Origin of the sequence: uncultured Pseudoteredinibacter sp. (assembly GCF_947500695.1) — a bacterium.
Classification (GTDB): Bacteria; Pseudomonadota; Gammaproteobacteria; order Pseudomonadales; family Cellvibrionaceae; genus Pseudoteredinibacter.
In genome coordinates, this window is record NZ_CANMSS010000008.1 from 166,591 (window position 1) to 179,457 (window position 12,867).

General features: G+C 46.6%; 7 protein-coding genes. All 7 read right to left on the minus strand.

The window, feature by feature from the left end; genetic code table 11:
• Positions 1 to 90 precede the first annotated feature (90 nt).
• The 7 genes from Q1A08_RS15065 to Q1A08_RS15095 all read right to left on the minus strand — a co-directional run bounded on the left by Q1A08_RS15065 (position 91) and on the right by Q1A08_RS15095 (position 12,296).
• On the minus strand, positions 91 to 1,548 hold the full coding sequence (locus tag Q1A08_RS15065; protein WP_299774360.1) for a sigma-54 dependent transcriptional regulator: 1,458 nt from the start codon (positions 1,546 to 1,548) through the stop codon (positions 91 to 93).
• Positions 1,549 to 1,800: 252 nt separating this feature from the next.
• Positions 1,801 to 5,220: a flagellar filament capping protein FliD gene (gene fliD, locus Q1A08_RS15070; protein ID WP_299774362.1), complete on the minus strand. Its 3,420-nt coding sequence runs from the start codon at positions 5,218 to 5,220 to the stop codon at positions 1,801 to 1,803.
• A 212-nt stretch (positions 5,221 to 5,432) separates the two neighbouring features.
• On the minus strand, positions 5,433 to 5,786 hold the full coding sequence (locus tag Q1A08_RS15075) for a flagellar protein FlaG (RefSeq protein ID WP_299774364.1): 354 nt from the start codon (positions 5,784 to 5,786) through the stop codon (positions 5,433 to 5,435).
• 210 nt (positions 5,787 to 5,996) lie between these two features.
• Positions 5,997 to 6,374, minus strand: coding sequence for a flagellar protein FlaG (locus Q1A08_RS15080; RefSeq protein WP_299774366.1), 378 nt, complete (start codon positions 6,372 to 6,374; stop codon positions 5,997 to 5,999).
• 74 nt (positions 6,375 to 6,448) lie between these two features.
• Complete coding sequence (locus tag Q1A08_RS15085) at positions 6,449 to 8,932, minus strand: flagellin (RefSeq protein ID WP_299774368.1); 2,484 nt, start codon at positions 8,930 to 8,932, stop codon at positions 6,449 to 6,451.
• A gap of 404 nt (positions 8,933 to 9,336) precedes the next feature.
• The gene (locus tag Q1A08_RS15090; RefSeq protein WP_299774370.1) at positions 9,337 to 9,714 is read right to left on the minus strand and encodes a flagellar protein FlaG; all 378 of its coding nucleotides are present in this window, start codon (positions 9,712 to 9,714) and stop codon (positions 9,337 to 9,339) included.
• A 74-nt stretch (positions 9,715 to 9,788) separates the two neighbouring features.
• Entirely contained in the window at positions 9,789 to 12,296 is a 2,508-nt protein-coding gene (locus tag Q1A08_RS15095; RefSeq protein ID WP_299774372.1) for a flagellin, read from the minus strand.
• Positions 12,297 to 12,867 lie beyond the last annotated feature (571 nt).

Here is a 12,867-nt window from a genome sequence, read left to right on the forward strand (position 1 = left end):
TGACAAAAAACAGAAGCTATAAAAATAAAAAAGCCCGCTATGCGGGCTTTGATATTGATTTATTGGGCTAATTTTCTATGCAGTTATAAGCTAACCGCGCTGCAAGCCGTACTTACGCAGCTTTTCCACCAGTGTAGTACGTCGGATGGTTAGACGATCGGCCGCACGGGCTACCACACCACCGGAATCGTCCAGAGCTTGCTCAATCAAGCTCTTTTCTAAACTCGCCAAATACTCTTTTAAGTTGATACCGGCTTCCGGCAACAACGTGGTATCAAACATACTGACCACATTGGTTTGGCGAGGTGTAGCATCTTCGCTGATGCCAAAATCTTCTTCCTCAACTTCAACATGGCGATATTTGCTCGGCAAATCCTGCACGCCAACAACACCATAGGGGTACATGATCGCCATACGCTCTACTAGATTGGCCAACTCACGAACATTACCGGACCACTGATGACGACACAAAGACAAAATAGCCGCCGAATTAAATCGGATAGAGCCACGGTTCTCACTCTCTAACCTAGAAACCAGCTCATTGAGTAGCAACGGAATATCTTCGTCTCGCTCGCGCAATGAAGGCATTTCGATAGGAAACACATTTAAGCGATAGTATAAATCTTCGCGGAAACTACCTTCTTCGATCATGCTTTCAAGATTGCGGTGGGTTGCCGCAATAATACGTACATTAGTGGGGATGCTCTTGTTGCCGCCAACCCGCTCAAAGGTTTTTTCCTGCAAAACACGCAAGATTTTCACCTGCATATTCAGCGGCATGTCGCCTATTTCATCCAAAAATAGTGTGCCGCCCTCAGCCATTTCAAAGCGCCCTGCTCGCGCGCTAATCGCTCCGGTAAAGGCACCCTTTTCATGGCCAAATAATTCGCTTTCTAAAAGATCTGGCGGAATCGCACCACAGTTCACCGGCACAAAAGGCTCATCGCGGCGGTCTGAATGGTAATGTAGATTACGCGCAACCACCTCTTTACCAGTTCCTGATTCGCCGGTAATCAGCACCGATACATCTTTATCGGCTACCTGGGACATCATAGTTCTAACGGTTTGAATTTCGCGGGATGTGCCCACTAAGCTTCGAAACAAATGCGATGGACGCTGACCATTGCTGCTGGCCGCCAAGCGTTTAGCTTCGCGGTAACGCTGGGCACGGTGTAAGGTGTCTAATAGCTGATTGTAAGTCGGCGGCGTAGTGATAGCCGCTACTAGACTGTGCTTTAATTCCGCTGGCAGGCCTTTACGCAAATCTTCTAAATCAGCGGAACGTTTGCCCAACATAATGATGGGTAAATCAGCATCCCACTGATGGACTTCTTGAATCTGCTCTTGAATTGGGCTTTCGGCCTGACAATCACCTAATAGAACAGCGACAAACTCATCAGGGTTCTCACCCGAGCTATCAATAAAGGTTCGCCAGCCCGATAAGGACGTGGCAACGCTGGGTTCACCAAGAAAGTCCAAAATCACCTTTAGGTTGTGGCGTCGCTCTGCGTCATCATCTACCACTAATACTTTGATGTCTCGCCACATCGTCTTGCTTCCTCAATCTCCAAGGTACCCTTATATGCTCAGTCCATGGCCCATGTCACATACTTGACCACGATTACTTTGCAGAAATCATAAGGTAATTAATAGTCAATACCTTGGCGGGAGTCAATTAAATGACATGAAAAATCAATAATTTAAGGAAGAATTTTACAAAACGATGAAAAAACCAACAGCCAGAGGAAATTTTGACTGTTGGTTTATTGAGGCCCGTCCATAAAGCTAAACTAGTTTTGACTAGTTATTCTGAGCGTTCAGTGCCTCAAAATTAGCCTTAATAAAATCTAAAGAGGAGTTTAATTGCGCCACGATAGTATCGTAGTAAGTGAACTGTCGACTTAGAGAAGTACGGCGTGATTCCATACGGGTTTCTAGCTCAGCTTTCTCTTCGGCAATCTCCTTCAAAGAAGCCTGTAAACCCGACTCTTTCTCAGTTAGGAAGCCGGTCGCACTGAGCGCCGCTTGCAGGAATCGCTCTGTTTGCTCTGCTAAGCCTAAGTTAAAGTTGACGGTACCGCGCTTACCAATCGCATCACCACTGATATTCAGCGCAAGACCATAGGCATCGTTACCCTCGGCACCGGTCAAACGTTGACCACTACCTACGGCGGCTACTCCATTAATGGTGCCAACCACATCTTTGCCCTTAGTTACTTGGGTTTCACTACCATCGCTGGCGGCAATACCCAGTGCACCGGCCATATTGTCTTCAGCCGCCGTAATACGGAAGGTATCTTCATTATCAAAGGCGATTCGCAAACCACCTTCGTCATTGCCACCTACAAAGCTCACTGTGGCATTGCTGCCATCTAGGCCTGTGCTAGTGGTTTGGGCTAAACCAAAGCCATTGGCTCCAGCGTTGCTTGCCACACCATCTACCCCGAACACATCGTTAGTGGTACTGCTAATGCTTAATGCCTCACCTGCTGCTGCGGTATTGCCCTCAAAATAAAGCTGGTTTGTTGCATCGAGCTTGGCAACAATATCTCCAGCAGAGAAGTCAGCATGGGCGGTCAACTGATCATTTAATAGGGTATTAATGTCTGCAGGCAAACTTAGCGGGTCAGAAAGACTGCTCAAATCTAAGGTAAACGTATCGCCATTTAACGAGAATTCTATTTCCGCAGCCGCGAAGCTGGTCGCTCCAGGGATTGTAGTGGTATCTACAGTGCCGGCATTAGTTGATGCTACACGGCCATCATTTACGATTTCGATGGTACCTGCTTCCCCAATGGTAGAACCCTCAAGGACCAAATTACCGTTATCCAATGATGCAGTAACGATACCAGCACCACCTACGGCTGTGTCGATCGCCGCTTGGATCGATTCCAAATTTGTTGTCCCCGCATTTTGATCGACAACAACATCTACCGCTGGGTCACCATTTACCGATAACTTAAAGCTGTATTCTTCACTGGTAAAATCAATTAGGGTCGATAGATCCACACTACCGGCCGCTGTCTTAGCTACCTCACCCGTGCTGGTTTGAGCGTTAATGGCATCTTGTACCGCCGTAGCCAAGGCTTGTCCGGTGGTATAGCTGCCTTGGGCAATTTCAATATCTTCGTAGTTTTTGCCATTTAAACTTAAACTAAAAGTATCGTTATTGGCATCAACAGTAAGCGGCGCAGCTAACTGATCATTGCTGGCTAAGCCAGCCACTTTGCTGGTAGAAGAAACATTGGCAGTAATACCAATATCACTGAGCGCCGCATCAGCACTAAGCACCTGAAAAGATTCTTGATTATTAAAGCTGATATTAAATTGGCCACCGTCTTGCTCGCCGCTGTAGCTAACGGTTGCCGACAAGCCTTGCTGCGATAGCGCGCTATCAGAATTAATTGCACTTTGAATTGCGGAGGCTAAAGCCTCGCCATCACTATAACTGCCTTGGGCAATTGAAATCTCAGCGCTGCTAGTGCCACCAACGCTTATGGTGAAATTATCATTGCTGTCATCAATGACAACCGCGCTTTGCAGCTCTGGCGTGGTACGAAGTGCATCAGTTAAATCCAAAGTTCGCGGGCCTTGACCTGGGCGATAAAGACCAAGATCCTGAGCCATATTACTATCGATACTGTTAAAGGATACCGACGACTTACTGCCATAACTTGCCGAAGTAATATTAAAGCTGTTATTGCTGCTATCAAACTCAACCGAAACAGATTTAGCATTCGCTTTTAGCTTTTCGTCGGCGTTAATTTGGGTTTGTAGTAGATTGGCAACTTCCTCGCCTGATTCATAAGTGCCATGAATCAACTCAATCGCTTCGGAATTAACGCCATCTACGTTTACCGTAAAACTGTCATTTAACGCATTAATAATTAATGGCTGCCCGACACTTGGAGCCTGGCTTAAGCTATGGCCCTTGAACTCACCTTGAGTGGCCAGCTCGGTAACCACCACATCATAATCGCCAGATTTAGTTTGGTTATTACCGCGAATATATTCCACATTGTCCACACCTACACCTGTAGTACCAAACAATTTGGTTAAGGCTTCAGGGTCGTTTTGAGCGTAATTAGTAAACTCAGAAGAATCAAAACTGATTAAGCCGGTTTTTTCATTAGTGGAAATACCAATCTCAGCCAGCGAGTTTACAGTGCCACCCGCCCCTGTCGGCAAAGCGCTGCTTAAAATACGTTTGAGTTGATTTTCCAAGTTTCGAACACTTGGGTCACCGGTAAATACACTACCCTCTTGCTCTTCTAAATTATAAGCCGTGAGATCGTTGGTCAGGGTTTTTAGCTCATTATAAGACGTCACAAAATCCTGCATGCGCTTGTTAATGGTTTCCATATCGGCTTCCACCGTTAAGGTTACCGGCTCACCTACCGAGGTTTGACGCAGGTTTAAGGTTACCCCATTGATCACCCCTGTTACCTGATTGGACTCACGGGTAATCTCCAAGCCATTTACTTTGAGCTCGGCATCAACAGCATTGGTTGCATGCAGCACATTATCGAAATTGGTTTCATTAAATTCAAAATCATCCAAACCATTATTGGCGTTTTGAGTTTCGATGGTAAAGCCATTGCTTTTGCCAGTATCTTCCGATTCAAACAGCAAACGAAAGCCATCACCGGTATCAACAATAGAAGCGCGAATGCCAATATCGGCCGAGTTCACGGCATCACGCACACCGGCCAAGGTATGATTGCCCGAGTTAATCGTAATACTCTTACTGGGCTGGGAAGGATCTTCGGTAAAGCTGCCAAAAGTATCGACTGATTTATCGGCATTTAGCGTGGTTTCTACTTCACCAAACTTAAACACCAATTTACCCTGACCGACAACATCGTTCAGATTATCGTAGGTTTTAGAGGCAATGGTTTGTGAGCGAGCTAATTGTGTTGTTTCAATATTATAAACGCCGGGGCTCGCCAAACTACTGGCGGTGGCGGTGAGCTTATTGCTATCGCTGCTGGAGGTAGTATTGGTTTCAAATGAGGAGGCCAAGGTCAGTGAGCTAACCGTGGACTGCAGGCTAGATACCGCACTTTTGATATTGCCCAACTCAGAAATTTTGGTTTCGAGGTCGACCTTTTCTACGTCTAAACGGTTATCGGTGGGGGCACGCTCAGCCTCAATCAGCTGATCGATCAAATCATTATTAAGAACGCCCGAGCCAACACCTACAGAGGATATACTGGCCATTGTCTAACTCCCCGAATACCACACGATATTCAACTATTTTTTGGTAAATCCTGTTGACGCAATAAGCCCCTCTCAGGCTTGCCAAGTGGGGCTTTTGCTTTGTCGCCCTTTTCTAAATTTCGCTTAGGGGCAACTTAAGGCCTAAAAAAGACCAGGGGTTGTAGCGGCTCAGGGGCTGGGTAAGCCCCGTACCTGATTACCTTGTGGGCAAATTAGGCATGAGCACTGAACAACCGTATCGGTTCTTCGTTATTCAATTTTCGGGCCAAGTCTAAGGCTAACTTATTGGGTAACGGCCGAATTACTTTCGATGTACTGCTGTCAATCACGGTAATTGCTGTACGCACAGTGCTTTCATCCATGGAAAACTGCAATTCTCGCTTGCTAGACTGTACATTGTCATTTAAACGAGAGACGGCTTGCTCCAAGTCTTCTTGCACAGCCTCACTATGGTTAACGGCCTCCGTTACGATTTCTGTAGTATCGGCTTCCACATGTGGCAACTCTTTGCCGCCATCGGTCGGTTTTTTCACCGGCGTATCGGCAGAAGCGATTTTGGGCGCCACAGGTTTTCGTGGTTTGTGCATCATTCAATTTTTATAGACACAAAAAAACCCAATGATCCGATGCCTAAGCATATGAACATTGGGTTTCGACGTTTTCATTAGATGCCCCTATTACTAGAAGACATCTAGGTTTCCTCTGTTATTTCGGTTAAACCTCTATTTACTTTGTTCCGTGTTCGAACTAACCCGTAGGCTCTAAGCTACGTAAGGTTAAGCCCGTGCACTAAACAGCTTTATAGGCTCTTCCTGGTTTAATTTTTTAGCCAAATCTAAAACCACTTGATCTGGCAGCTGGCGAATAACTTCGGAGGTAAAACTGTCCACCACCGTTATGACGGTTTGGCCAGTTTCATCATCCATGGAAAACTTCAAGTCACGCTGGGTTGATTGAACATAATCATTCAACCTGGACACGGCTTTTTCCAAGTCCTGTTGTATTACTTCTGGATCGGCTATTGCCTCTTCAGATAGCTGTACGTCAGGCACCTGAGAGAGAACACCAGCTTTGCTCGTTACAGCCGATTGGCTTAATTCATTCGGCTTTACGCCAAATTGAACCGCTGTATAAGAGTTTTTCACTTCGTTCATCGTCATATCCTCAGGCCGCTGCTTGGGAAGGTAGGTAAAATACCCAACTACCCTCAAGGTTATCTACCCCAAACTTACTGGAGCAGTGACAACACTTGGTTTGGCAGGGCATTAGCCTGGGCCAAGATAGACGTACCAGCCTGCTGTAAGACTCGCGCCCGTGACAACTCAGCGGTGTCGGCGGCAAAGTCTGCATCTCGAATTCGAGAATTCGCCGACGTTAGATTTTCGGAGTTCACCTGCAAGTTTTGCACTGTGGTCTCAAAACGGTTTTGAATCGCACCCAAATCAGCACGCTGCGCATTAACACTGTCTAAAGCATTATCAATCGATGTCAAAGCGGCATTAGCACCCTCAACTGTTGTGAGATCGATATCCTTTAAGAAAGTACCGTCCGTACCACCACCAAAATTACCCGCCGTAAAGCCTATTTCACTCAATGCCGTACTGCCGTTAATACCAGCACCAACTTCAATATCGCCCGCACCGGACAAGGTTACCGTTGAATAGGTTGTGACGGCATTGTCATTGGCCTCTTCCACAGTAGTTTGAGAGTTTGTAACCGCATCGGCCGTGATATCTGATTCAGAAATATTAGCGCCACCGTTCAAACCAAAGTTTTCCGCCGTCACACCTGAACCCGAGGCTGCATTGGTATCGAACGCTAATACTATATTCCTACCATCAGCTGCGGTAAGGGTAAGACTTTCTCCATTATCGGTCGCGGTTACTCCGGTCTGGCCGCTTACTTTATTAATTTGATCTAAAGCATGAGCGCGATTTGAACCTGCGTCAGTTTGGGCCGTTAAGTTGACTTCAATACCATTCACCCAAACAGAACCCGTATTGCCAGCCGTCCCTGCGGATGTGCTTGAGCCACCAACAAATTCTGTTGCATTCACTTCTGCAGTAACACCTGTCTCGCCCGTTGACTTGTTGATGGCGGCTGCAATAGAAATTCCAGAAGCTTCTTTGGAAGAATTATCAGCCCCATCATAAGAAGCTGTATCATCACCTGCCTGGGCAGCTTTGATAGCAACATTGTTAATGACCAAATCGCCTGCGTCCAAGTCTCTGTCATTCGCAGCACCCGGAGTGGTAGTTTCTGTCGAAGCCGCACCTACACCACCGAAGTTACTTAGAACCAAGGTAGATTCCTCACCAGTCGTATCAGAGGTAATAGTGATCAAACCATCGGTGTCTGTAGGCACTGCGGCTGATACAGTAGCACCTGTAATTGTTATGGCAGCAACCAAGTCAGCATTCGTACTGTAAGTACCACCAGCTATCGTAATATTCTGAACGCTACCGCCATCAACCGCCACATCAAATGTTGTAGCAAGCACTGCAGCACCGGTCACGACACTGTCAAAAGTTACTGCTGATGATGCGGCTGTCGGTGCAATGCCAGTTTTAGCTGAAGAACTTACCGCACTAACGCCTGGTGTGTATTCACCTTTAGATAAACCGGCATTGGCTAAGTTTCCGTTGCCGGTACCGTTACCGCCTTGAACACTAATACCCTTAGTATCCCCTTCAGCAATTAAGGTAAATCCACCTTCATAAGTCCCCGCCGATGTTAAACCCGTGTTGGCTTCAGTCAAGCCAGTCAGCGCCAATTCAATATTTCGACCATCCGCACTCTCTAGTGTTACGCCCGTAGCGGCGTCTTTTGTATCAATCGCCTTAACACCTGTTTGCTCAGATACCGCGTTCACCGCAGCCGCAACAGCCGCACGGGTGGTCGCGGCATCACCGGTAGTGTCGATAGCAATATCAACACCATTTAAAGTGATGGAGCCACTGGCTGCCGCTGCAGTTTGAGTCGAGCCCGCCACTGTATTCTCATCAACAACCGCACGCACACCAGATTCGTCTGTATGTTTATTGATAGCCGCCACTTTGGCAATGGCACTGGCCTCTGCGCCAGAGGTTGAAGCATTGTCATCTGCTGCAGAAGAAGACGAAATCTCCACACCATTAATAATCAAATCGCCATTGCCGAGGGCAAAATCAGTACCTACCGCTGACACACCAGATTGATCAGAAACCCCTAGGGTATCTGCGCCCACATCGGAAACTCTTACATCAATCGTTTCACCGGCATTGGCACCCACTTGGAATTTGGTATCAAAGGAGCCATCCAATAACTTTTGGCCGTTGAAATTGGTTTCATCTGCAGTGCGCGTAATCTCAGCAATCATCTGTTGTGCTTCAGCATTTAACGCTTCGCGGTCAGAGGCAGAGTTTGTACCGTTCGCCGCTTGAAGAGCCAACTCACGTACGCGCTGTAATGATTCCGTCATAGTGCCCAAGGCGCCTTCAGCGGTTTGTGCTAATGAAATTCCATCGCCTGAGTTTCGAATAGCAACGGCTAAACCTTGAGTTTGAGAAGAAAAACGAGTAGAAATTGCTAAACCCGCCGCATCATCTTTTGCACTATTAATGCGAAGACCTGAAGAAAGGCGCTGCATGGCATCGGCCTGCGCACCCTGCGACTTGTTTAAATTACGTTGCGCCATGATGGACGCCATATTGGTATTAATGATCGAAGCCATAACAAACACCTTTTGCTTTAAAAAGGCGTACACGCAAACGCGAGCACGCGACCCATTTACATCCGATTCAAATTCCTTGGCGGCCTAAATCGTTGAAAATTTAGACGGCCACTGAACCATTCATCGAATAAAACAGATCACGTTCTCTAAAGATTTTTATTTCAATTGGCTAAACGGGTCTTCGAATCGGTGTTTGTTATGGCTAACAAATTTGTTTAACTAACTGAAAATTATGACTTTTATCGCACTTCTTAATCGTTAAATGTCTTCTTTAAAAATCCTCATTTTAAAAATTAAAACCGCTTTTAAAAACTTCACTTCGGCTGACAAATCAGCAAAAGTAATTTTGCTGACTTATCAATAGCTGCTTAAGAATAATTATTTTTAAGCAGCTTTTTAGAAATTTACGCTTGCGCGCTGAAAAGTTTTAAAGGCTCTTCATGGTTTAACTTTTTTGCCAAATCTAAAACTACTTGATCTGGCAGCTGGCGAATGACTTCGGATGTATAACGATCGGTTACAGTAATAACTGTTTGCCCGGTCTCCTCATCCATGGAAAATTTCAAATCCCGCTGAGTGGACTGCACATAATCATTCAAACGAGAAACGGCCTTTTCCAAGTCCTGCTGCACGGATTCTGAGCTCGCTACGACTGGCTCAGAAGATGGTGCAGTAGACACCTGAGTGTGAACACCAGCATTGCTCGCTACAGACGATTGAATCGGATCGCTAGGCTTTACGCTTAGCGGGGTCGCTGTATAGGAGGTTTGCAAATCGTTCATAATGTTTTCCTCAGGCCGCTGCTTGGTTAAGGGGGCTTGTGGCCCCCTCTTCCTCTAGGTTATCTACCCCAGGATTACTGAAGTAGAGACAACACCTGGTTTGGCAGGGCGTTGGCCTGGGCCAAGATAGAAGTACCGGCCTGCTGTAGAACTCGAGCACGTGACAACTCAGCGGTTTCAGATGCGAAGTCAGCATCACGAATACGAGAATTAGCAGCCGTTAGGTTTTCAGAGTTCACTTGCAAGTTCTGCACAGTGGTCTCAAAGCGGTTTTGAATCGCACCCAGGTCTGCACGCTGAGCATTCACAGTATCTAAAGCGTTGTCGATTGCAGTAAGAGCCGCATTCGCGCCATCGACTGTAGACAGGTCGATATCTTTTAAGAAAGTACCGTCTTCACCGCCACCGAAGGAACCGGCGGTAAAGCCAATTTCGTCAAGAGCCGTACTGCCATTAATGCCAGCACCTACTTCGATATCACCGGCTCCAGAAAGGGTTACCGTTGAATAAGTGGTCAGAGCTTCCGCATCAGCTGCAGTTTTACCAGTACCTGTTGTAGTGATGTCGCTAGAGGAAATAGCCGTGCCACCTAAACCAAAGTTACTGGCAGCTACACCACCGTTATCAGCAGCGTTGGTGTCAAATGCTAGAACAATGTTGCGACCGTCAGCGGCGGTTAACGTTAAACTTTCACCGTTATCGGTTGCAGTAACGCCAGTTTGTCCACTTACTTTGTTAATTTGCTCAAGAGCGTGGGCGCGGTTGGATCCAGCGTCGGTCTGTACAGTTAGATCAACTTCAACACCGTTAACCCATACAGCACCCGTATTTCCATCTGTACCTGCAGAAGTCGTTGAACCACCCACAAACTCCGTAGCATTTACTTCAGCTGAAACGCCAGTTTCACCGGTAGACTTATTAATTGCCGCCGCCACTGAGATACCAGAAGCTTCTTTCGAAGAACTTGAGGCATCAGAGTATGAAGCCGTATCATCGCCAGCTTGAGCAGCTTTGATAGCAACATTGTTAATGACAAGGTCACCGGCATCTAAGTCTCGATCAGCTGCAGCACCAGCATCAGCACCAGCGGTATAGCCAGAAATCGCTGTCGTCGCACCATTACCCGCGGAAGCAGAAACTGCCAGCGCCGAGGACGCACCCGTACTGCTAGACGTAAGAGTAAATAAACCGTCATTCGCTGCGCCGCCATTCACTGCAGTTAAAGTAACTCCACTATTGCCTGCCAAGTCAGCGATAAGGTCGTCATTGTCAACGGCACCACTTAGATCCGCGTTAAAGGTCCAAGTTTGAGTCGCACCATCAACATCGACATCAACGGTATGCGTACCAGATGAGTTATCTGCGAACAGGCTGGATAAATCAATGACACCCGTAGCCGCAGTGGCAGAAGTAGCCGTTGTACCGGTTTTAGCTGAGGATGCTACTGCACTCACCCCTGGGGTATAATCGCCCTTAGACAAACCAGCGTTCGCTAAATCGCCATTTCCAGTGCCATTACCACCTTGAACATTAATTTCTTTGGTATCGCCTTCAGCAACCAAAGTAAACCCACCCTCATAGGTATCGCTCGCGGCCAAACCTGTGTTAGCAGAATCTAAGCTGCCTGCAGTGGCTAGGTTTAATTCAATATTACGACCATCTGCAGATTCAAGAGTCACACCAGTCGCTGCATCACCAGTATCAATAGCTTTCACACCAGTTTGCTCGGAAACCGCATTGATCGCTGAGGCCACAGCTGCGCGCGTTGTTGCTGCATCTCCCGTAGTATCGATATCAATATCAACACCATTTAAAGTAATCGTACCGCTTTGCGCAGCGGCGGTCTGAGTTGAGCCCGCCACGGTGTTTTCGTCAACTACCGCACGAACACCTGATTCGTCGCTGTGTTTATTAATCGCTGCAACTTTGGCGATCGCACTGGCTTCAGCGCCAGCGGTTGAAGCGTTATCATCAGCTGCTGATGAAGAAGAAATTTCAACACCGTTAATGATCAAATCACCATTACCTAAAGCGGAATCTGTACCCACAGCGGAGACACCAGCCTGCTTAGAAACACCTAAAGTATCTGCACCTACATCAGAAACCTTAACATCAATGGTTTCACCAGCGTTGGCACCTACTTGGAATTTGGTATCAAAAGATCCATCTAACAGCTTCTGGCCGTTAAAGTTGGTTTCGTCCGCCGTACGAGTGATTTCCGCGATCATCTGCTGAGCTTCAGCATTCAATGCTTCACGGTCGGAAGCCGAGTTGGTTCCGTTAGCAGCCTGCAGTGCCAATTCACGTACACGCTGTAGAGATTCTGTCATGGTACCTAGCGCGCCTTCAGCGGTTTGCGCTAAAGATACACCATCACCTGAGTTACGGATTGCAACCGCCAAACCCTGGGTCTGTGAAGAGAAGCGAGTCGAGATTGCCAAACCTGCGGCATCATCCTTTGCGCTGTTAATTCGTAGACCTGAAGACAGGCGTTGCATGGCATCCGCTTGAGCGCCCTGGGCACTACTCAAGTTACGTTGCGCTGTCAGCGACGCCATATTTGTATTAATAACCGAAGCCATATCATTACTCCTTAGAGATTACCTGCGCTCCTGCCTAAGCAAGCTCGCGACCTTTTTGATCAAAGTGCTCAATCGTGCGTTCTGACGAAGATGATTGCTCAATCTTTGATGCATCCATAATTGGACAATCATCGGTTGCACAATCCATACCAGATTAGGTAACTGCACTCTGATCCATATTTGCCAAAGCAAAATGTTTCAATGGTCTTAACGGCACCCTAGGGAAATGCTTTAGTTTGAATTTGACCGTTTGTCGTGTTTTTAAACAAAACACCCACAAAACAAATGGAAGAAGTGGTGAATATAAGAGGGTATTTCATAGTCGACCTCTTAAAAAGCCTTTAAAAGTAGTTGTTTTAGCAGCATTGTCTTATCTAATTAAGCTAAAGCAATAATTGCCTAAACTATTTTTACGGACCTTATATATAGACAAGAATTTTTAGATTGTCAGTTTTTCTAGAATTATTTTTAAGCTTCTGCCCTGCTCTAGCGATTAATCTAGAGCCAGTTTTTAGCCTGGTGAATGTGATTTTTAATTAGCTATATAAAGAAGAAAGAAACTAGAAAACGA